Annotated in this window: 18 protein-coding genes; 6 read left to right on the forward strand and 12 right to left on the reverse strand. The window is 73.6% G+C overall.

From position 1 onward, the window contains the following. Positions 1 to 63: 63 nt before the first annotated feature. On the forward strand, positions 64 to 726 hold the full coding sequence (locus ABWI07_RS26045; RefSeq protein ID WP_149262123.1) for a nitroreductase family protein: 663 nt from the start codon (positions 64 to 66) through the stop codon (positions 724 to 726). Positions 727 to 742: 16 nt separating this feature from the next. Here the strand turns inward: ABWI07_RS26045 and ABWI07_RS26050 are convergent, their stop codons facing one another. Both ABWI07_RS26050 and rnhB read right to left on the reverse strand, forming a co-directional pair. After that, positions 743 to 1,375 (reverse strand): HhH-GDP family DNA glycosylase, encoded by a 633-nt coding sequence (locus ABWI07_RS26050; RefSeq protein ID WP_149262124.1) that lies wholly within the window; start codon positions 1,373 to 1,375, stop codon positions 743 to 745. 76 nt (positions 1,376 to 1,451) lie between these two features. Further along, on the reverse strand, positions 1,452 to 2,201 hold the full coding sequence (gene rnhB / locus ABWI07_RS26055; RefSeq protein ID WP_353820132.1) for a ribonuclease HII: 750 nt from the start codon (positions 2,199 to 2,201) through the stop codon (positions 1,452 to 1,454). Positions 2,202 to 2,469: 268 nt separating this feature from the next. Between rnhB and ABWI07_RS26060 the strand changes: the two genes are divergently transcribed. The 3 genes from ABWI07_RS26060 to ABWI07_RS26070 all read left to right on the forward strand — a co-directional run bounded on the left by ABWI07_RS26060 (position 2,470) and on the right by ABWI07_RS26070 (position 6,964). Further along, a complete protein-coding gene (locus ABWI07_RS26060) occupies positions 2,470 to 5,028 on the forward strand; it encodes an AAA family ATPase (RefSeq protein ID WP_149262125.1) in 2,559 nt (852 codons plus the stop codon). A 62-nt stretch (positions 5,029 to 5,090) separates the two neighbouring features. Continuing rightward, positions 5,091 to 6,176, forward strand: a complete 1,086-nt coding sequence (locus tag ABWI07_RS26065) for a winged helix DNA-binding domain-containing protein (protein ID WP_353820094.1) — start codon at positions 5,091 to 5,093, stop codon at positions 6,174 to 6,176. A 74-nt stretch (positions 6,177 to 6,250) separates the two neighbouring features. After that, positions 6,251 to 6,964, forward strand: coding sequence for a histidine phosphatase family protein (locus tag ABWI07_RS26070; protein WP_353820095.1), 714 nt, complete (start codon positions 6,251 to 6,253; stop codon positions 6,962 to 6,964). A 16-nt stretch (positions 6,965 to 6,980) separates the two neighbouring features. Here the strand turns inward: ABWI07_RS26070 and ABWI07_RS26075 are convergent, their stop codons facing one another. From ABWI07_RS26075 to ABWI07_RS26120, 10 genes are all read right to left on the reverse strand, one after another. Beyond that, positions 6,981 to 7,829, reverse strand: a complete 849-nt coding sequence (locus tag ABWI07_RS26075; protein ID WP_149262128.1) for a 5-oxoprolinase subunit C family protein — start codon at positions 7,827 to 7,829, stop codon at positions 6,981 to 6,983. Next, positions 7,826 to 8,440 (reverse strand): 5-oxoprolinase subunit PxpB, encoded by a 615-nt coding sequence (gene pxpB / locus ABWI07_RS26080; RefSeq protein WP_149262129.1) that lies wholly within the window; start codon positions 8,438 to 8,440, stop codon positions 7,826 to 7,828. The genes ABWI07_RS26075 and pxpB overlap by 4 nt, the downstream gene beginning before the upstream one ends. Then, positions 8,437 to 9,189 carry a LamB/YcsF family protein gene (locus tag ABWI07_RS26085; RefSeq protein ID WP_149262130.1) on the reverse strand — a complete coding sequence of 251 codons (753 nt, stop codon included), beginning with the start codon at positions 9,187 to 9,189 and terminating at the stop codon, positions 8,437 to 8,439. Before ABWI07_RS26085 ends, pxpB begins: the two co-directional genes overlap by 4 nt. Before the next feature lie 22 nt (positions 9,190 to 9,211). Beyond that, positions 9,212 to 9,580 carry a UCP033725 family protein gene (locus ABWI07_RS26090; protein WP_149262131.1) on the reverse strand — a complete coding sequence of 123 codons (369 nt, stop codon included), beginning with the start codon at positions 9,578 to 9,580 and terminating at the stop codon, positions 9,212 to 9,214. Next, a complete protein-coding gene (locus ABWI07_RS26095) occupies positions 9,577 to 11,715 on the reverse strand; it encodes a TY-Chap domain-containing protein (RefSeq protein WP_353820096.1) in 2,139 nt (712 codons plus the stop codon). Before ABWI07_RS26095 ends, ABWI07_RS26090 begins: the two co-directional genes overlap by 4 nt. A 60-nt stretch (positions 11,716 to 11,775) precedes the next feature. After that, positions 11,776 to 13,308 carry an SseB family protein gene (locus ABWI07_RS26100; RefSeq protein ID WP_235037124.1) on the reverse strand — a complete coding sequence of 511 codons (1,533 nt, stop codon included), beginning with the start codon at positions 13,306 to 13,308 and terminating at the stop codon, positions 11,776 to 11,778. A gap of 97 nt (positions 13,309 to 13,405) precedes the next feature. Beyond that, a complete protein-coding gene (locus ABWI07_RS26105; protein WP_200842195.1) occupies positions 13,406 to 14,944 on the reverse strand; it encodes a hypothetical protein in 1,539 nt (512 codons plus the stop codon). Positions 14,945 to 15,139: 195 nt separating this feature from the next. Next, positions 15,140 to 15,397 (reverse strand): hypothetical protein, encoded by a 258-nt coding sequence (locus tag ABWI07_RS26110; RefSeq protein ID WP_149262134.1) that lies wholly within the window; start codon positions 15,395 to 15,397, stop codon positions 15,140 to 15,142. A 139-nt stretch (positions 15,398 to 15,536) separates the two neighbouring features. Then, positions 15,537 to 16,319, reverse strand: a complete 783-nt coding sequence (locus ABWI07_RS26115) for a cytochrome b/b6 domain-containing protein (RefSeq protein WP_149262135.1) — start codon at positions 16,317 to 16,319, stop codon at positions 15,537 to 15,539. Further along, positions 16,306 to 17,010, reverse strand: a complete 705-nt coding sequence (locus ABWI07_RS26120; RefSeq protein WP_353820097.1) for a molybdopterin-dependent oxidoreductase — start codon at positions 17,008 to 17,010, stop codon at positions 16,306 to 16,308. Before ABWI07_RS26120 ends, ABWI07_RS26115 begins: the two co-directional genes overlap by 14 nt. A gap of 148 nt (positions 17,011 to 17,158) precedes the next feature. Here ABWI07_RS26120 and ABWI07_RS26125 point away from each other — a divergent pair, with 148 nt between their 5' ends. Then, entirely contained in the window at positions 17,159 to 17,740 is a 582-nt protein-coding gene (locus tag ABWI07_RS26125) for an HhH-GPD-type base excision DNA repair protein (RefSeq protein ID WP_353820098.1), read from the forward strand. A 394-nt stretch (positions 17,741 to 18,134) separates the two neighbouring features. Further along, positions 18,135 to 20,201, forward strand: coding sequence for a SpoIIE family protein phosphatase (locus ABWI07_RS26130; RefSeq protein WP_353820099.1), 2,067 nt, complete (start codon positions 18,135 to 18,137; stop codon positions 20,199 to 20,201). Positions 20,202 to 20,290 lie beyond the last annotated feature (89 nt).

Consider the following 20,290-nt stretch of genomic DNA (forward strand, 5'->3'; position numbering starts at 1 on the left):
CCCGGAACGTTGGCTGATCCTGCCGATTGTCCCGGGCTCGGCCCCGGCGGTAGGAACGGTCGCATGAGCACCCAGCGGCAGTACCCCGTAGTACCCGCGCCCCGTTTCGACGTTCCGCCCGAGGAGTCGGTCGAGCGGGTCCGGGCGTTCGCCGACACGATGGCGTTGCGCCGCACCGTCCGCGACTTCTCCGAACGTCCCGTGCCCCGCGGCGTCATCGAGCACGCGATCCGGGCGGCGGCGACGGCGCCCAGCGGGGCGAACCTCCAGCCGTGGCGGTTCGTGGTGGTCACCGATCCGGAGCGCAAGCGGCTGCTCAGGGACGCCGCCGAGCGGGAGGAGCGGGAGTTCTACGAAAGGCGCGCTTCGCGGGAGTGGCTGGACGCGCTCGCTCCGCTGGGCACCGACTGGCGCAAGCCGTTCCTGGAGGACGCCTCCGCCGTCATCGTCGTCTTCGAGGTGCACAAGGGGCCGGAGACTCCGCGTCCGTACTACGTGAAGGAGTCCGTGGGCATCGCCGTGGGGTTCCTGTTGGCAGGCCTCCACCAGGCGGGCCTGGCGACCCTCACGCACACTCCCAGCCCCATGCGCTTCTTGAACGAGGTCTGCGACCGTCCGCAGGAGGAACGCGCATACGTGGTGATCCCCGTCGGCTATCCCGCGGACGACGCGATGGTGCCCGACATCGCCCGCAAGCAGATGGACGAGGTCGCCGTCTGGACGTGACGCGTGCGCCCGGCGCCTACGCGGCCTTCAGGTGCTCGGCGAGCTTCTTGTCCCGGGCCACCTTCACCAGCGCCGCGCTGAGCCGCGCCATGTCCTTCTCCGGCACCTTGGAGGCGAGCTCCTCGCCGTCGGCGGGCAGGCCGAGCCGTTCGGCGCCCTTCTTCACCTGGCCGTCGACGTAGGGGCGGAGCCACGGCCAGATGGCCTGCGCCTCGCGGCAGAAGATGTCCACCCCGGTGGGGCCGATGCCGGGGAACTCCCGCAGCAGCTCCGCCGCCTTCCCTGTGTCGCGTCCGGCCTCGATGGCGAGGCGCCGCAGGTCGCCCTTGTACCTGTCCTCGACGATCTCCGCCATGTCGCCCAGGCGGGACGCGGTGCTCTCGTCGTAGCGGACGTAGTGCCCCCGACCGAGCGCGTCGACGCGCTCCTGCCAGGTCAGCCTGCCCATGCCGCGTGCCGTGCCGCCCCCGGCCGCGAACAGCTCGCGGGCGGCGGCGAGGGCGATGTCGGAGGAGATCCTGGCGCTCAGCAGGTTGGCGAGGACGAGCAGCTTGAACAGCGGAGCGGGCTGGTCCTTCAGGGTTATGCCGGCCTCTTCGGCGAACGTCTCGCCGGACTCCCGCAGCAGCTTCCTGACGACGGCATCCATGGCATGCACCTCCCGTGTCGGCCGCTCTACCCCGGCCGCCGGAGATGACTCATGCGCCCGCATGCGGGGAGCCGGCTCACAGCAGGCTGAGCTGCCCTTCCCCGGCGAGCGGGTCGCGGTGCTTCTTCATGTGGCGCCAGCGGGGGAGGTCGTCCAGGTAGGACCACGACAGCCGGTGGTGCGGCGTGGGACCGTGCTCCTCCAGGGCCTTCTGATGGACGGGCGAGGGGTACCCGGCACTGTCGGCGAACCCGTAACCCGGGAACTCGCCGTCCAGTTCCGCCATGAGCCGGTCGCGGTGGACCTTCGCCAACACGGACGCGGCCGCGACCGTGACCGACCTCTGGTCCGCCTTGACTTCGCACCGGACCCGCCAGGGGCGGCTGAGGAAGTCGTGCTTGCCGTCGAGGATGACCACATCGGGCCGGACGGGCAGCGACTCCAACGCGCGGATGGCGGCGCGCCGCAGCGCGGCTGTCATCCCCACCTCGTCGATCTCCTCAGGGCCGGCCGCGCCTATGGCGTGCCCCGCAAGCCAGCCGGGAAGGATCCCGGCGAACGACTCGCGATGGGCCTCGGTGAGGAGCTTGGAGTCGGTCAGCGCGATCGCCTTCTTCCCGCGTCCCGGCACGACGGGGGGCGGGCTCAGGTCGGTGACCGCCGCGCACACCACGACGGGGCCCGCCCACGCGCCGCGCCCCACCTCGTCCACCCCCGCGATGACAAGAGGGCGGCCGCTTCCGGACGGCGCGGCCCGCAGCTCCTCCTCGATCTCGTAGCCCGCGGCACGCGCGACGCCCGTGGCGGCGGCGGGGGAGGGGACCAGCCCGGGGAAGGCACCGGTGGAGTCGGTCAAGGGGGCTCCTTGGACGGCGGACGACCTGCGTCACCGATCGTAGGGCCGCACCACTCCCCGTGGCCGGAGGCGGCGGCCCCTTCCGGGCGCAGCGTGGAACTTCCACTTCTGGACAGGACAATTGTCCCGGTCCCAAGTGCGGCACGGGCTCCGTTCCGCACCAGGCAGGGCCGGTGTAAGTCAACGAACAGGGCGCGGGGAGTCCCGTTCCGGGCGGTCCTGCGCTTTACTCGCTTTGATGGCTTTGTTCGGCAGGTCTCGCTCCCGCCCGGCGAAGAACGCCGCGGCGCGGGATCTTTTCGAGCGCCTGAGGTGGCGCTACTTCCAGATCACTCCCGGACTGAGGTTCCTGGGGGCGGTGCTGCTCGTCGCGCTCGTGCTGGTGGCCGCGGTCCTCCTGGACGGCCCGATCCTCGGCGCGGCGGCGTTCACGGTGATCCTGCTGGTCGTCGTCCACCTGACGCTCCGCTCGCCCACGGGCATGGCCGTCGTCACGGTCATCCTGGCCTGGCTCGCCCTGTCGGTGCCTCTGGGCGGGCTCTACCCGGACGAAGGAAACCCGCCGTATCTGAGTCCGGAACTGCTGCTCGGCCTGCTCGCCGTGCCCGTCGCCTTCGTCGCCTTCCGCCTGCGCGGGTACGCGCCGTGGCGCACGACGCTATTGGGGCTGGCCTCCGCGGGCGTGGCCACGGCGGCGTGCGCGAACCCGCTGCCTGAGGCCAGTGTCACGCCTGGATGGCTCGCGGCCTTGGCCGTCCTCGCCTACCGGTGGGACCGGGCAAGGCGCACCGTCCCGGCGGAGGCCTACGAGACGGGCTGGGTGCAGGAACAGGCGAGCCCGAAAGGGGACGCCACGGCGGCGCCGCGCAAGAACCCCTCGGGCACGGACAAGCGCGAGCGGCCGGACAAGCCGAGCAGGCCGGACCGGCGCGGCTCCGGTGAGGCCGGAGCCGCCGCCACCGCGCAGGCGGTGCACGACCAGCGCGCCGCGGCGCAGGCCGCCGACTCCGGCAGCGCCCCCGAGCGCCAGGCGCCGCCCGAGCGGCGCACGGAGTCGCCCGACATCTCCGTGGCGGACGCGCTCGCCGAACTGGAGAACATGATCGGGCTGGAGCCGGTCAAGCGGCAGGTCCGCTCCATCGCCGCGTCCATCGAGGCCGCGCACATGCGCGCCGCTGCCGGGGTGCCCACCGAGAAGCCGATGCGGCACTTCGTCTTCGTCGGGCCGCCCGGCACGGGCAAGACCACCGTCGCCCGGGTGCTGGCCAAGATCTTCTACGCGTTCGGGCTGCTGCCCGAACCCGCCCTGGTCGAGGCCCACCGCGCGGACCTCGTCGGTGAGTTCCTCGGCGCGACCGCCCTCAAGACCAACCGGCTCGTCGACTCGGCCCTGGGCGGTGTCCTGTTCATCGACGAGGCGTACAGCCTGGTCAACTCCGCCGAAGGGCAACCCGACCGGTTCGGCGACGAGGCCGTCCAGACACTGCTCAAGCGCGCCGAGGACGACCGCGACAACCTCGTCGTCATCCTGGCGGGATACGAGACCCAGATGGAGGAGTTCCTCGACTCCAACCCTGGGCTGGCCTCCAGGTTCGGCACGCGCGTGCACTTCCCGTCCTACCGCCCCTCGGAGCTGCTGCAGATCGCCGACTACCACACCGCCCTGCGCGAAGACCGGCTCGACGCGGAGGCCCGGCGGCGGCTCGCCGCCCGCTTCGAGGAGGTCGAGCGGCGCGGCATCATCGACGACCTGGGCAACGGCAGGTTCGTCCGGTCGCTGGCCGAGGCGGCGGCGCGCGCGCGGGACGTGCGCGTGGTCGAGGCCGTCTCGTCGTCCGGTGCGCCGGCCAGGCCCACCGCCGAAGACCTGGTCACCGTGCGCGCCGAGGACGTGGAGACCGCCTTCGCGGAGGTCACCGAGCGGTTCCGCGGCTACACCGAGACCCCGACGCTGGACGAGGCGCTCGCCTCCCTCGACGCGATGATCGGGCTGGAGCCGGTGAAGCGGCAGGTCCGCGAGATCGCCGCCCAGTTGCAGGTGGCCCGGATGCGGCAGGAGCAGGGCCTGGTCACCCGCCCGCCGACCCGCCACTTCGTGTTCGCGGGCCCGCCGGGCACGGGCAAGACCACGGTCGCGCGGGTCCTCGGCGGCGTCTTCGCCGCGTTCGGGCTGCTCGCCCGCCCGGAGGTGGTCGAGGCCCAGCGCGCCGACCTCGTCGGCGAGCACCTCGGCGCGACGGCGCTCAAGACGAACAAGGCCATCGACTCCGCCCTCGGGGGCGTGCTGTTCATCGACGAGGCGTACGCGCTGAGCAACCCGGGCTACTCGGGCGGCGACGCGTTCGGCGCCGAGGCGGTGCAGACCCTGCTCAAGCGGGCCGAGGACGACCGCGACCGGCTGGTCGTCATCCTGGCCGGCTACGACGCCGACATGACCCGGTTCCTGGCCTCCAACCCCGGGCTCGCCTCCCGCTTCGACGTGCGCGTGGACTTCCCGTCCTACGGGCCCGACGAACTGCTCCGCATCGCCCAGCTCATGGCCGAGCAGGGCGGCGACCAGTGGGAGGAGAGCGCCCTGGACGACCTGGCCCTCGTGTTCCAGCGCGCATGCGGGACGGGCCGGATCGACGAACTCGGCAACGGCCGCTTCGCCCGCTCCATGTACGAGAAGGCGTGCGCGCGCCGGGCGCTCCGGGCGGCGAGGCTCGGCTCCGCGGCGACCGCCGCCGACCTGACGCTCCTCACCACCGACGACGTCCGGGACGCCTTCAGCGAGCTGACCCACCGCCTCCTCTGATCTGGAGGCCCCCGTCCGTAGGGCGCGGCGTGCGGTGTCGGTGGGCCGCGGTTTAATCGGGCATGGCCTCGGTGACGTGGAAGCAGGTCCTCGCCTGGCGGATGCGGCGGCAGTTCGTCGAACGGCCGGAGGACGTGTCCGCGCCGGAGATCGCGCGGAGGCTGGCGGGCGTGCAGGCGCAGGTGGCGTCCGCCGCCGAGTTCGCCGTCGCGGTGCGCCGGCGGACGCCGGTCGCCGGCCAGGTGCCGCGGGCCCTGCTGGAGGAACGGACGCTCGTCAAGACGTGGGCGGCGCGCGGCACCCTGCACCTGCTGCCCGCGGACGAGGCCGGCGCCCACCTCATGCTGTGCTCGTCCCTCCGCAACTGGGAGAAGGGGACCTGGCAGCGGGCCTTCGGCACCACCCCGGCCGACCTGGAGGCGATCGCCGCGGCCGCCGCCGGCGCGCTGTCGGGCGGGGCGGCCCTCACCCGCGAGGAGCTCGCCCGGGCCATCGTGGACGAGACGGGTTCGTCGCATCTCGCGGAGGTGCTCGGCTCCGGCTGGGGCACGCTGCTCAAGCCGCTCGCGTGGTGGGGCGTCCTCTGCTACGGACCGCCCCAGGGCAACAAGGTCACGTTCACGTCTCCGGCGCGATGGCTTCCTGGCTGGACGGGCCTGCCCTCCATGGAGGACGCCGCCCGTACCGTGATCCACGCCTATCTGGGCGCCCACGGGCCCGCGACCCCTGACATGTTCGACAACTGGCTGATGCGCAAGCAGAGCCGGAAGAAGGACGTCAGGGCGTGGTTCGCCGCCGCCGAGGAGGGGCTGGCCACCGTCGAGGTCGAAGGCGTCCCCATGTACGTGCAGGCGGAGCACATGGACGAACTCCTCGACACCGCGCCCACCGCGTCCGTCCGGCTGCTCGGCGGGTTCGACCAGTACGTCCTGGGGGCGGGGACGGGCGCGACCTACCTGGTACCGGCCGACCACAGGAGCAAGGTGAGCCGCGCGGCGGGATGGATCTCCCCGGTCGTCCTGTACGAGGGGCGGGTCGCCGGAGTCTGGGACGCCGCAGACGGCGAGGTGACCGTGACCCCGTTCGAGGACATCCCCGCTGCGCCGCTCAAGGAAGAGCTCGACCGCCTGGCTCCGCTGCTGGGCTGACCGCCGTCCCGCCCGGGCCGTGATGACCGAACCCGCCGAATAACGGCCTGAATCGGTCGTCTAGGGTGCCCAGCGTGGAGGAGCGGGATGAGCCGGGCGAGTACCGGCAGACGCCGTACAGGGCGCCGGACGGTGCCACCGAAGTCCTTCTGATCAGGCACGGCGCCTCCGCGCCGGCGCGCCCCGACCGGCCGTTCCCGCTTGTGGACGGCCACGGCGACCCCGAGCTCGCGCCGGAGGGACGGGAGCAGGCCGAGCGGGTGGGCGAGCGGCTCGCCGGGGCCCACCTGGACGGCGGGGAGCGCCTGGACGCCGTCTACGTGACGCCCCTGCGCCGCACGGCGGAGACGGCGGCGCCGCTCGTCCGCCGCCTCGGGCTGGAGCCGCGGGTCGAGCCGGGCCTGCGCGAGGTGCATCTGGGCGAGTGGGAGGGCGGGCTCTTCCGCAAGAAGGTCGCCGAGAACGATCCGGTGGCGCGGCGGATGTTCGCCGAAGAGCGCTGGGACGTGATCCCGGGGGCGGAGGGGAACGAGGTCTTCGCCGCACGCGTCGAGGAGAGCCTCGCCCGCCTCGCGGCGGCGCACGCGGGCGGCCGGATCGCCGTGTTCACCCACGGCGGTGTGATCGCGCAGGCCCTCGCGGCCGCCGCCGGCGCCAGACCGTTCGCGTTCCTCGGCGCGGACAACGGATCGATCTCCCGGCTGGTCAGGCTCGGCGGCCTGTCCGCGGTCCGCGGCTTCAACGACATCTCCCACCTGGACCGGCCCGCCCCCGCGCCCCTGACCTGAGCAACCGGGCCGCCGGCTACAGCCGGAAGCGGAGGCTCTGGCCGGGGCGCAGCTGCGCGGCCGCGGCCACGGCGGCCGAGGCGAGCACGGCGACCACGGGGTAGCCGCCGGTGGTCGGATGGTCGGCCAGGAAGATGATGGGCAGCCCGCTGGGCGGCACCTGGAGAGAACCGATGACCACGCCCTCGCTGCCGAGTTCGCCCGAGCGCGCCCGTTCGAGCGGTGGGCCGTTCAGCCGTACTCCTACGCGATTGCTATCTGGCGTCACCTCGTAGGGCATGGACGTGAGCGTGGCCAACGCGGTGCGGGTGAACCAGTCGTCGCGCGGGCCGGGCAGGATGCGCAGGATCGGTGTCTCCGGCAAGGGCGCCGTCGGCGCTACGTCCACATTGATGTGTCCCAAGCCCTTGGCGGAACCGACCGGCAGGCGGTCACCCGGCGCGAGCGGCGACGGCCCGAGGCCGGACAGGAGGTCGGTCGACCGGCTCCCCAGCACCTCGTCCACGGCGACGCCGCCTCGCACGGCGACGTAGCTGCGGAGCCCGGAGCCGGGCGTGCCGAGCTCGACGAGGGCGCCGGCCGACACGAAGCAGGGCGCGTTCATCCCGTGAGCGCGGCCGTCGACCCGCAGCGGCACCGGAGCGCCGGTCACCGCGATCCAGGCGCGCGCGTGAAACCGCAGGACCGCCCCGCCGAACGTGAACTCCACGCCCGCCGCGCCCTCGGGATTGCCCACCAGCCGGTTGGCGAGCCGGAACGCGCGCTGGTCCGCGGCACCGGAGCGGGGGACGCCGAGATGCGCGCGGCCCGGCCTGCCGAGATCCTGGACGGTCGCGAGCGGCCCGGGCCGCACGACCTCGATCAAGAAATCTCCTCGGGGACGAACCGGACCCGCGCCCCCGGCCGGAGCAGCGACGGCGGATCGCGCGACACGTCCCACAGCGGCAGGCGGCTGCGCCCGAGCAGCCGCCACCCGCCCGGCGACCGGGAGGGGTACACGGCCGCGTAGGGGCCTGCCACCGCGACCGAACCGGCCGGGACCGCCTTCCGCGGCGTCGCGCGCCGCGCCACGTGCAGCGCCGGATCCAGCCCCGTCAGGTAGCCGAAGCCGGGGGAGAAGCCGAGGTAGGCGACCGTGTACGAGCCCGCGGAGTGCCGCCGGACGACCTCCTCGCGCGACAGTCCGGTCAGGGAGGCGACCTCGTCGAGGTCCTCCCCGTCGTAGACGACGGGGATCTCCACCGGCCCGGCGTCGCCCGCCGCGCCGTCGGCCAGGCGCAGTCGCGGAATGAGGGCGGCCAGGCGTCCCAGGTCGGCGGAGGGGGCCGCGACCACCAGGACGGTCCGCTCCCCGGGGACGACGTCCACGACGCCGGGCGGCGGCGCGCCCCTGAGGGCGGCGTGCAGGCGGTGGGCGGTCGCCAGGTCGCCCGTCTCCACGAGCAAGGCGGTCTCGCCGGCCCGCCGCACGTTCACGCGAACGACTCCAGGATGACGCCCGCGTCGGACAGTGCGGACCGGACGGCCTTGGCGAGGTCGACCGCGCCCGGGGTGTCGCCGTGCACGCAGATGGAACGCGCCTTCAGCGGGACCTCGGTGCCGTCCGCGGCGACGACGCTGCCGCCCACCGCCATCTGCACCGCCCGCCGCACGACCGCGTCCGGGTCGTGGACGACCGCCCCCGGCTCGCGGCGCGACACGAGCGCGCCGGACGGCGTGTAGGCGCGGTCGGCGAAGCACTCGGCGACGACGGTGAGCCCGTCGGCGACGTCGTGCACGGCGGAGGCAGGGAGCGTGAGCAGGGGGAGCGACGGGTCGTACGCCCGCACGGCGTCGGCCACCGCGCGCGCCTGGACGGGGTCGCGCGCGACCCTGTTGTAGAGGGCCCCGTGCGGCTTCACGTAGGCCACCCGCCCGCCTTCCGCCCGCGCGATGCCGTCCAGCGCCGCGAGCTGGTACAGCACCTCGGCGGTCAGCTCCGGCGCGGCCACGTCCATCTCGCGGCGGCCGAACCCGGCGAGGTCCCAGTAGGAGACCTGCGCGCCGATCGTCACCCCGCGCTCGACGGCGGCCGCGCACACCCGGCGCATGATCAGCGGGTCGCCCGCGTGGAACCCGCACGCCACGTTCGCGCTCGTGATGACGTCGAGCAGCGCCGAGTCGTCACCCAGCTTCCAGACGCCGAACCCCTCGCCGAGGTCGGCGTTGATGTCGATGACCGTCATGCCCCACCACCGATCCCCGTGCTCAGACGGTCTCCTCGCGCAGGTCCTCGACCTCGTGCTTGGACGCCCATGCCTGGTACACGCCCCGGTCGAACGGCTCCAGGCCGAGCCGCTCCGCCACCGGCGCCTTGCCGCCGCTGTACTCCACGCGCAACCAGCCCTCGTGCTCGCCGAGGACCACGAACGGCTCGCCGCGCCACGTGCATTGGGTGGTCACGTACCGGAGGCCGTCGACGTCCGTCAGGGGCACCACCTTGACGTACCGGTCCGGGGAGACCTGGAGGAACCCCTCCACCTGCCGCGCGGCGTAGAGGCGCACCTTGTCGCCGTCCGGGCTCGCCTCGTACTCGGCGCCGCGCCAGCCCGCGTAGTAGCCCTGCCGGACGCTCATCCGCGCCCTCCCGGCAGCTTCACGAGCCACCTGCGCAGATCGGCGTCGTATCCCGCCACGAGGGTCTCCCTGCCGTGCGCGTCGAGCCGGTACATCTCGGCCCCGTGCGGCAGGCGCTGGCTCTCGATCTTGAACTCGGGGATCGCGGGCCCGTCGCCCGGCGCGTACCCCGAGCCCGGGAACGGCGCCTTCTCGATCACCCAGCCGCCCGGGATGATGCCCATGCTCCACTCGTCGATGCCGCCCAGCGGGCGGCGGAACAGCGCGGGCTTCACGGCCGGCCACCGGATCACGAAGATCTGCTCGTCCGCGGGCGCGAACGGCGACCCCTCGTACACCAGCCCCAGGGCCCGGATCAGCGCGGCGGGGCTCTTCAGCTCCTGGACGTCCTGGAAGCGGTGGACGTAGCCGGCGACCAGGTCGTAGCCGCCTTCCAGATAGTGCTGCACATGCTCGGGCCGCACGGCCTTCTGCATCACCACGACCTGGGACGCGTCGGCGGGCATCTGCGGTCGTGTCGCCGGCCCGGCCTCAGGCGCGGACCGGGCCCCGCGTTCGACGATGCTCGGCGTCCTCTCCGCGCGGGTCCGCGTGTCGGCACGCGCGGCGGCCGGGACGTTCTGCTGCCGGGTGTCGGCCCGTGCCCGCTCCCGCTGGCCGTAGAGCGGCGCCGCGGGAAGGCCGTGGGGGTCGCTCGGCGTCTCGCGAGCAGGGTTCGGCGGGACGGGCGGCTTCCGCCCGGGCCGCCCACGCGGGTCCGCCGGAGTCTCCGGAGCCGCCGGCGCCTCCCGGACGACCGGAGCCTCCCGGGTGACCGAGGCCTCCCTCGCGACCGCCGCCTCCCTGGTGACCGGAGTTTCCCTGGTGACCGGCGTCTCCCTGGTCACGGGGGCGTGCCCGGCGGCCGGGGCCTCGGGGCGCCGCGGCGGCGGAGGAGCGGGAGGAGCCTGCGCGGGAGCCGGTCGGCGCTGCGCGGGGGCGTGGACCGGCGGCGCGGGCGGGCCGCCCGGAGGCGCTGTGCTCGCCCGTGAGGGGGCGGGGGCGGCCGAGGGTGCCTCGGTCCGGGGGCGCGCCGGTTCCGGGCGCTGAGGCGGTTTGGGCGCCTGCCGGGCGCCTGCCGGAGCGGCGGTGGGGGAACCGGTCGCGGCTGCGGGCGGCTCGGCGGGCGAGGCGGCCGGCGGGGCGCCCCGGGCTCCGGCCCGGGAAGCGGGCTTGCGCGAGCCGCGGCGCGGCGGGCCGGCCACGTGGACGTCGGTCGGGACCGGCGGCGTGGGCGCGCCGGGCTCCTCGGGCTCGAGGAGCGCGTTCGCGTCCAGGTAGCACGCGCTCGGCAGGCCGGGGTTCACGGCGAGCTGCCATTCCGGATGCGGCCACCGCCGCGACAGCTCCGCCAGCGAGGCCCGCCGGTGGTGGACCGCCTGCCCCTGGAGTGAGCGGTCCATCGCCTCCGGCGAGGTGAACGCGAGGACGAACGTGCCGTCGCCGAACTGCGCCGTGGCGAACTGGTGCTCGGCGGCCTCCGGGTCGCCGGGCGCGGGCAGGTACAGCACCGCGCGCGCGAGCAGCTCCAGGTAGCCGTGCTGGTCGCCGCGCTCGCGGGCCTCGGCCAGGGCCGCCTCCAGAGTGGACCCGGAGGGGCGCTCCTGGCGCGCCGAGGTCTGGGCGGCGCGTTCGTCCTCCGGCACGGCGAGCGGGATGCCGAGCCCGGGCAGCGCCAAGGGCCCGCCTCCGGGGCCCGACCTGCTCGCCTGGTAGACGAGTTCGAGCGGCGACTCGATGCCGTACACGTCGCGGAACGCGCCCGTCATCTGCCCCGCGAGCAGGGCGCACGCCTCCAGCAGCTCCGAGGAGCCGCGACGGCCGCCGCGCTCGCGGAAGGTGAGGCGGTCCCACCAGTTCTTGCGGTCCTCCTCGTCCGGCGGCTCCCAACCGAGCGCCCTCAGCCTGCGCTCCTGCCGCGACGCGAGCGGGCGGGGCAGGAACGCGCTGCCGACGGCCTCGGCGTCGAGCGTCCCCTCGGAGCGCATCGCCTGGACGTAGGGGAGCCCGCTCGGACCTTGCACGATGAGGAACGACGTGACCGGCAGCCGTGAAAGCTCCAGTGTCAGCCGTTTGGCGAAGTCGTTCCAGTCCACTGGGGATCCACTTTCACGTGCGGGGCGGGATTCCGTACTCGACGGTAGCCGAAGGGCGCGTCACTCGCTCCAGGGAGAGGGAACCGCGTCGGCCCGCACCGGTGTCCAGACGCCGCCGATGGCGTCGTAGACGGCGACCGGGGCCTGGTCGCCCTCGCCCGCCGCGCGCCAGAGACGCGTCCCGTGCGGGGGCCGGAGCGGGACCCCGGCGGGGCGCTCGTCCGGAGGGGGCGCCTGGCGCGCGGGCCGGTCGGGAGGGCTCCCGGTCGGCGCGCCGAGAGGCGACGCCGGTTCCGGTTCCGGTGCCGTCGGCGGGACACCGGCCTCGAGAGCCGCCCGAAGGTCGGCGGCCGTGTACGGGTCGACGGCCGTGTGGGAGTCGTCGCGCGGAACGTCCGCCGCCGGGGCGCCCTCGCCCGGCACCGCTCCGCCCGGGGCCGCCTCACCCGGTGCCGGCACGCCCGGCCCGGGGAAGCCGTGCGCCGAACCGTTGACCGAGGGGGCCGATCCACCGACCACGGGGTTCGGCCCGGCGAGCGCGTTGGGGTCGACCGTCCCGTACGGGTTGGGCTCGTCCTGCACGGGCGTGGGCGGCTCGCCCTGGCCGCCCTGCAACCGGCCGATGACGGAGGAGTCGAGCAGGACCTCGCTGGGCAGGCCCCAGTTGATGGCCAGGCGCCATGCCGGATCGGGCCAGCCGGCCGCCAGGCGGGCGAACGAGGTGCGCCGGTACAGGCCCGGGTGCCGCTCGCCGGTGCGGGCCAGGGCCCCGGGCGAGGTGAACACCGTGACGTAGGTGCCGCTGCCGATGGTGACGGTGGGGAACTCGGCGCGGTCGGGGTCCTCCACGGCGGAGGCGGTCGCGGGGAGGACCAGGTCGGCGTTCTCCAGGAGCCGGAAGTAGGCGGTGTTGTCGCCGTTGGCCTTGGCCTCGGCCAGGCGGGGTTCGAGCAGTTCCGCGTCCATGCCGGGCAGCGCGTGCTCCGGCAGCGGCAGCCGCGTCCCCGCGAGGGAGTCGCCGCCGGGCGGGGAGCCGGCCGGGAGCGGGTCGGCGGGCAGCGGGTCGGCGGGAAGGGCGTCGGCGCCGAAGTGGACGCCCTCCGAGGACGCGCGGCGCTTGCTGACGCGCGACGGGTCGGCGACCTCGATACCGAAGTCGACCAGTTCGATGAGGCCGGACCCGTGCCGGTGGAACGACTCGTACACGAGGTCGGACGGGCGCCGGACGCCCTGGACGTCCCGGAGCGCCGTGACCATCACGTCGGCGAGCCGTGCGAAGTCGCGCTCGGTCACGCTCAGCATCCCGCCGGGGACGCCCGCCTCCGGCAGCTCCGTCCACCAGTTGCGCGGCGCGGGCTCGGCGGGCGGGCGCCAGCCGGCCTCGCTCATGACCTCCTCGTCGGCCAGGGTGAGCAGGAGGGGCCCTTCGAGGAAGTTGTTGCTGACGGCCTCGGCGTAGAGCCGGTCGGGCTCGCGCATGGCCTGGACGTAGTGACGGCTCTCATCGCGTTCGCGCACGATCAGGATCGTGTCCCGTTCGAGCCCCGCCAGCTCGCGTCCCAGCCGCCGGGCGAACTCGGACCACTCCAACAAGATCACTCCCTACGACCAAGGGCCGGTGCCGACCCCCGCGAGACCGCGCCCGGGACCCGATGATTGTCGCCGGGAGCGCGACGCGCAAACCAGGAGTTCAGTCGGGCGGCGGTTCGTGACGAAGCACACGCAGCGCCTCCCGGAGGGCTTCCGGATCGTCCCCGCAGCGGTCGAGGACGCCGATGAGTTTGTGCAGGATCTCATGCCGTTCGTAGCCGACGTCCAGCAGCGACTGGGCGGTGTCCCACAGGCTCGGCGGCTCGCCGTCCCACAGCATCGCCGCGAGGCGCGCGTGCGCGTCGAGGTGCTCCTCGCCGCCGCCCGGATGCTCGAACTCCAGCAGGACGCGGCGGTCGCCGGGGTCGGCCGGGTCGAGTTCCGACAGGTCGACGAAGCCGTGCCGCCCCGTCCGCCTGTGCGTGCCCGACAGGAACGGGAGGGCGAACGCGCGGCGGGGGAGGGCCTCCAGATCGCCGTCGGGCAGCAGCCGGGCGACCAGTCCGGGGTCGAGGCCGAAGGCGGCCGGATCGCGGTAGGCCGCGGAGAACTGCGCGGTGGCGTCCCAGAGAGCGTCCAGGGTCGCCCTGATGCCCTCTTCCGGCAGCCCCGTGCGCCGCCCCGCCCAGCGGACCCACGCCGCCAGCACGTGGGGGACCGCCTCCTGTTCCGACGGGGACAGCAGAACCTTGCGCGGCAGCCAGTCGAGCAGGAACATCTCGCATTTGACCGGGCTGACGCGCAGGGGCCGCCCGAAGTCGTGCGTGCAGCCGTAGTCGATGATCCGGTCGACGCACCGGATCGCCGCGGCGAGGTCCGACAGCTCCGCCGCCTCGTCCGAGGCGAGGAACCGCGTGGCGATCGTGGCGCGCCTGTCGCGCCCGTACACCGGAGGCTGGGGCAGGCGGCCGCCCGGCGGGAGGATGTCCACCCGCGCGCGCACGAACGCGTGGTAGGAGCCGAAGCTCTCGTTCACCGGCGGATCGACGGTCTCGTCGGTGAGGTCCAGGGCGCTTTGCAGCAACGCCTTGGTGTCGCGCGGGTCGAGCTCCTCGAACCGCATCAGCGGGTTCTCGCGGCCTTCGCGGCGGCAGTGGTCGAGAAGCCTGTCGACCCGCGAGGAGACCCACGCGTCCCGGACCATCCCGCTCGCCGGCGGCCGCCCCGCACGCGCGGCGGGCGCGGACGGGCCGCCGCGCGACTGGACCACCCCGGCCCTGTTGCGGTCGACCAGGATGATCAGGGCGTGGCGCTCGGCGCCCCCGTAGGTGTAGGTGCAGATGACGGAGTCCTGGTCGCCGTAGACGTCCCTGGAGGCGAAGCACGCCTCCGGCTCGACCATCCCGACACGGTCGGCCCAGCCGGGTCTGGCGACGCCGTCGGCCATCAGTTGCAGCGCCGCGCGTTCCGCCTTGGCGGCCTGGCGCGGGGTGCCCATGTAGGCGATCCCGGTGAGCAGTGCCAGCGCGGCCGGCGTGGCCGCGGCCGCCGCATGGTCGACCAGCGCCTCGCCGATGACCTCCTCCACGTCGCCGTCCGGGACGCGCTGCCCCCACCAGGAGCCGAGGATCTCGCTGATGATGAGCTCCGCGTCCAGGGGGCTGCGCACCGCCAGCAGTTCGCGAGCGTGCTGGAGCATGCCGTCGAAAATCGCCGAGACCTCGTCCGGGTGCTTCGGGCCGTCCCGGGGCGGGTCCCCCGAGGGGCGGTTGCGGCTGCGGGGACTCACACCTCTAGCGTCTCAGATCCGGGGCGGACGGTGGCCGGGACACCGGCGAAGACCGGAATGGGCCGCCACCCGCCGCACACGCCGCCCGCATGGGCGACCTGCCGGTCAACCGTCGGCGCCGCCCGCGCCGCCGGCGGGCGCGCGCCCGGAGGGCGGCTGCGACTTCAGGATCCCGGTGAGCTGCTCCCGGGCCATCCGCTCGACTCTGGCCGGCGTGGCGTCCAGGCCGAGATGGGCCATGCACGCCTGGACGTCGGCCACACACCGGTGCACCGCGTCCGAGGGGAAGGACGCGAACTCGTCGCACAGCCTTCGTGCGAGCGCGTCACGTGTCTCGTTCCGGTGATCGGCCAGTGCAGGCATCAGCGCACACCTCCGCGCACGGGGTTGCCGGCGGGGGGCCCCGCCGGCGAGACGGAGCGCGCACCGAACCGGCCCTGGCACGGGAGCCTCGGCGAGAACCCCGCCTCGATGCCACACTCCAGCGCGCGTCCCGGGCGAGTCAAGACGTGCCGGGGGGTCGTTTCGCAAAATCCGGATCCCGTTCACCGGGCGTTCCGCGGGGATCATGGGGCGTTCCGCGGGGAGCGGGCGCTTCCCCCTCCACCTGCGCACTCGGCCCGGCGGCGGACGATCTCCCGCCGGCGCCTCGGGAGCCGCTCACGGCGTCGGCCCAGGCCACGTGATGCCGTGCGGCCCAGTCGGGGTCCACCCGCCCTGTCAACATCCCGGTCAGGGCCTGGCGGTCCCGCAGCGCCTCCCACAGGTGCCCGGCGGTCACCGCGAGGACGGCCAGGAAGAGCCAGTCGTGGACGAAGGTGGAGCCCGTACGCCACCGGTCGCCCCACGGCCCGGGGAAGGTCATGATCTCGCCGGTGCCGAGCATGACGAGGATCGCGCCCGCCGTGAACGCCGCGTTCAGCTTCTGGCCCGCGTTGAACTTGCCCACCGGCAGGATCCCGCGCCCGCCCCGCACGGCCCTGCGGTCGCCGCGCCTGAGCCACTGCCAGTCCGCGGGCACGAACCTGTTCAACCGGTGGAGGTCGGCCCTGAACGCCCGGGACACGAGACCGAGCACGATCGGCACGGGCAGGGCGAACCCGCACCAGACATGGACCGTCTTGACCATCTCCCTGCGGCCCACCAGCGTGGACAGCAGCGGCAGGTAGAGCAGCCCGGCGGTCAGCAGGCAGATCAGCATCAGCAGCGCGGTGGCATGGTGAATCGACCGCTCGGCCCGGGTGAACCGGACGATCCACGCCGGTGACGGCTCAGGTGGGCGCATCGCTGCGTCCGTTCGACCTTCCGACCCAGGCGTCCACGTCGTACCCGAGTTCCTCCCAGTAGCCGGGCTTCACCCGGTCGGTCACCTCGATGCCGCCCAGCCACTTCAGCGACTTGTAGCCGTACATGGGCGCCACGTACAGCCGTGTGGGGCCGCCGTGGTCGTGAGTGACGGGCTTGCCGTCCATCTGGGTCGCGACCAGCACGTCCCGGCGGCGCGCCTGCTCCAGCGTCAGCGACTCGGTGTAGACCCCGTCGAACGACGTGAACCGCACGGCCCTCGCCCTGGAAGAGACTCCGACCGCGTCCAGCAGATCGGGGAGCGCCACACCGACCCACCGCACGTCCGGTACCCGCCAGCCCGTCACGCACTGGAAGTCCCTGTCGAGCACCGTCTGCGGCAACCGCGCCAGATCGGCCATCCCGAACGATTGCGGCTTGTCCACAAGACCCGAAACGGTCACACGATGCGTCGCCGCGCTCTGCCGCTTCACGCTGGACGTGACCGAGTAGTACCGGAATCCGCCGGCGGCCGGCAGGACGTCCCCGATCGGCCCGACCGGCGCCAGGGTCCGGCTCACCCTGTCCTGGACGGATGCCCCCACGGCGACCCCCGCCACGCCGAGGCCGAGCATCCCCAGGACGACCCTCCGCCCCACCGGACTGCCTTCCGTCCGCTCTTCCTCGCTCACGTCCCCATTCGAGCACCACCGGCCAGGGCCCGCCACCGCTCGGCGGCCCTCGTAAGACTTCTGACAGATCCGGGCGTCCTCCAACGGATCCGCGCCGACGGTTCCAGGACCGCCCTGGACGGGCGCGGCGGCGCTCTAAGCTGGGCCCATGGCCACGAAGGTTCAACTCGCACAGCGTCCCGAGGCCGACGAGCTGCTGGGACGCAGCCCGCTGGCCGCGCTGGTGGGCATGCTGCTCGACCAGCAGATCCCGATGGAGTGGGCTTTCTCAGGCCCGTACACCATTTCGCAGCGGCTCGGCTCCGACGACCTGGACGCCCACGAGATCGCCGCCTACGACCCGGAGCGGTTCGCGGCGCTCCTGGCGGAGAAGCCGGCCGTCCACCGCTACCCCGGTTCGATGGCCAAGCGCGTCCAGCAGCTGTGCCAGTACCTCGTGGACCATTACGACGGCGACGCCGAGAAGGTGTGGAAGGGCGTTGACAGCGGCAAGGAGCTGTACAAGCGGCTGAACGCCCTCCCGGGTTTCGGCAAGCAGAAAGCGCAGATCTTTCTGGCCCTGCTGGGCAAGCAGTACGGCGTCCGCCCGGACGGCTGGCGCGAGGCCGCCGGCGTGTACGGCGAGGAGGGGGCGCACCGGTCCGTGGCCGACATCACCGGACCCGAGTCCCTCGCCCAGGTGCGGGCCTTCAAGCAGGAGATGAAGGCCGCGGCCAAGGCCTCCAAGTAGGGCCGCCGAGCATGGGCGGCGGAAGGGCGGAACTCGCCGAACGGGGCGAGTTGACGCCCCGTGACGCATCAACGCCGTAACATCTCCTTCTTGCCGTCCTGAGCGGGCCGCCCCGCAGGCCCTTCCTGGACGGTGTCCGAATCCGACGAGTTCGTCCGGGGCCGAGGGGACAAGGATGTTCAGCAGGGGTTCCGTACGCGGCGAACCATCGGGATGATGAGTACCTGACTCCTACCGGTGTTGTGATGGAGGCGGGAGCGTTAACCTGCTCCCATTCACTCATAGTGATGAATAATTGCCGCGCGGTACGGGACCCTCTGGGGCGGAGGTGTTGTCCTTGAGCACCGAGACGTCCGTTCCGCATCCCCGCGTCTCAGGGGTGGAGGGGCAGCCCATGGATGCGTCCGACGCCGCGCTGTACGCGACCTTGCTGAAGGAAGCCCCCGAGGGGCTGGCGTTCTTCGACCGTGATCTGAGGTGCCGCCGGGCGAACGACGCGCTCGCGGCGCTGCTGGGCGTCCGCGTGCGCGACCTCCAGCAGCGCCGGCCGTCGGAGGCGCTGGCGGCGGCGTTCGAGTCGGCGCTCCGGAAGGTGGTCGCCGAGGACCGCCCGGTGAGCGGCCTCGAGGTCGTGGTCCCGGTCCGCCCGCAGGAGGCGTCCGACGAGCCGTCCGGCGTGGCCACCGCCGTCGAGGAGCGCATCCTGGCGTGCACGTGGCTGCCCGCCAAGGGCGGCGGCGACGAGCGGCCGGGCGTCGTCCTGACCGCGCTGGACGTCACCGAGCGGCGCAGGGCCGAGGAGGTCATCCGCCGCAAGGAGCAGCGCTACCGCTCGCTCGTGGAGGCCAGCGCCCAGGTGGTGTGGGTCGCCGCACCGGCCGGCGGCGTGATCGACGACGCGCCCGAATGGCGCGCGATCACCGGCCAGACGCCGGACGACTACGCGGTCGGCGGCTGGCTGTCGGTCGTGCACCCCGAGGACCGTCCCCGCATCGAGGCGCACTGGCGCGACTGCGTCGAGGAGAACCGCGTCTTCGAGACCAACTACCGCATCCGCACCAAGAGCGGCACCTACCGGCACTTCGACGTCCGGGCCGTGCCCATCTGGCAGGGCGACGCGGTGATCGAGTGGGTCGGCGCCAACACCGACGTCACGGGCCAGCGCGAGGCCGAGGAGATGCGCGGCAGGCTGACCGAGCAGCTTTCGGCGGCGGCGCTGCGCACCGCGCGCCTCCAGCAGGCCACCTCCATGCTCGCCGAGGCCCTGACCGTCTCCCAGGTCGTCCAGGTCATCACCGAGGTCGGCCGGTCCGCCATCGGCGCCGACTACTCCGCCGTGGCGCTGCTGGACGACGACAAGCTGCGGCTCAGCATCGTGGCCCCGTCCCAGCCGGGGGCGGAGAGCGAGACGCCGCCGCCGTCCCGCGACGGGATCAAGGTCAGCGACCAGACCGTGATGTCGGTGGCGGTGCGCGAGAGCCGGCCGTTCCTGGCCGAGCATCCCGACAGCCTGCGCCTGCAGCTGGGCCACGGCGAGCGCGACCTGTTCGCCCAGCACACGGAGGAGCGCGCCTGGGTGGGCCTGCCGCTGCTCGCGGCCGGCGCCCCGATCGGCGCGCTCCGCTTCTCCTTCACCCGGCCCCGGGAGATCACCGAGGAGGAGCGGGTCTTCCTGGAGGCGCTCGCGGGCCAGTGCGCGCTGGCCGTGGAGCGGGCCCTGCTGTTCGAGCGCGAGCACCGGACCGCCGAGGAGCTCCAGCGGAGCCTCCTGCCGAGCGACCTGCCGCAGCTGCCGGGAATGGCGCTGGCCGCGCGCTACAACCCCGCGACGCGCCACGTGCAGGTGGGCGGCGACTGGTACGACGTCTTCCGCCTCGCCGACAACCGGCTCGCCGTGGCGTGCGGCGACGTCATGGGCAAGGGAGTGCTCGCCGCGGCCGGAATGGGCCGCGTCCGCAACGCCCTGCGCGCCCTCGCGCTGAACGATCCGCGCCCCGCCGCCGTCCTGGCCGGCCTCGACCGGCTGTTCAGCGCCACCGAGGACGAGGAGCAGTTCACCACCGTCGTCTACGCGGTGATCGACCCCGAGACGGGGCAGGGGGAGCTCAGCAACGCGGGCCACCCGCCGGCCCTGCTGATCTCGCCCGACACGCCCGCGCGCGTGAGCACGAGGGAGCCCGGAACGCCCCTCGGCTGGCCGAGCCAGCGACAGCAGACAAGTTTTTCCATCGAGACCGGCAACACTGTGGTCTTCTATTCCGATGGACTTGTGGAGAACCGTAGGCGTGGGGTGGACGCCGGGCTGGAGGAGCTTGTCGCCGTGGCCGCGGACGCCCCACCTGAAGTGGTAGGAGATCCCGAGAGACTCGTCGACTTCCTGGTCGATCGGATGCTTGCCGGGTATGAGCAGGTAGACGATGTGACCGTGCTTGCCCTGCACGTCCCGCCCAAGTCCGAGTGAACCCCGCCGAAGGCGGCGCCGAGACGGTCCGGCACGTTCGAAGGACCGCCCCGCGCCCTCTAAGGTGGAGTGTTACCGGGTAGGACTCC

This window comes from Actinomadura sp. NPDC000600, from assembly GCF_040492135.1.
In the GTDB taxonomy this organism is placed as follows: Bacteria; Actinomycetota; Actinomycetes; order Streptosporangiales; family Streptosporangiaceae; genus Spirillospora.

What these genes read in the sequence shown, in the direction of transcription:
- ABWI07_RS26045 (WP_149262123.1), top strand. Translation starts at nt 64, where the DNA reads ATGAGCACCCAGCGGCAGTACCCCGTAGTACCCGCGCCCCGTTTCGAC.
- ABWI07_RS26050 (WP_149262124.1), bottom strand. Translation starts at nt 1,375, where the DNA reads ATGGATGCCGTCGTCAGGAAGCTGCTGCGGGAGTCCGGCGAGACGTTC.
- ABWI07_RS26060 (WP_149262125.1), top strand. Translation starts at nt 2,470, where the DNA reads ATGGCTTTGTTCGGCAGGTCTCGCTCCCGCCCGGCGAAGAACGCCGCG.
- ABWI07_RS26065 (WP_353820094.1), top strand. Translation starts at nt 5,091, where the DNA reads ATGGCCTCGGTGACGTGGAAGCAGGTCCTCGCCTGGCGGATGCGGCGG.
- ABWI07_RS26085 (WP_149262130.1), bottom strand. Translation starts at nt 9,189, where the DNA reads ATGACGGTCATCGACATCAACGCCGACCTCGGCGAGGGGTTCGGCGTC.
- ABWI07_RS26090 (WP_149262131.1), bottom strand. Translation starts at nt 9,580, where the DNA reads ATGAGCGTCCGGCAGGGCTACTACGCGGGCTGGCGCGGCGCCGAGTAC.
- ABWI07_RS26105 (WP_200842195.1), bottom strand. Translation starts at nt 14,944, where the DNA reads ATGCTCCAGCACGCTCGCGAACTGCTGGCGGTGCGCAGCCCCCTGGAC.
- ABWI07_RS26110 (WP_149262134.1), bottom strand. Translation starts at nt 15,397, where the DNA reads ATGCCTGCACTGGCCGATCACCGGAACGAGACACGTGACGCGCTCGCA.
- ABWI07_RS26115 (WP_149262135.1), bottom strand. Translation starts at nt 16,319, where the DNA reads ATGCGCCCACCTGAGCCGTCACCGGCGTGGATCGTCCGGTTCACCCGG.
- ABWI07_RS26125 (WP_353820098.1), top strand. Translation starts at nt 17,159, where the DNA reads ATGGCCACGAAGGTTCAACTCGCACAGCGTCCCGAGGCCGACGAGCTG.
- ABWI07_RS26130 (WP_353820099.1), top strand. Translation starts at nt 18,135, where the DNA reads ATGGATGCGTCCGACGCCGCGCTGTACGCGACCTTGCTGAAGGAAGCC.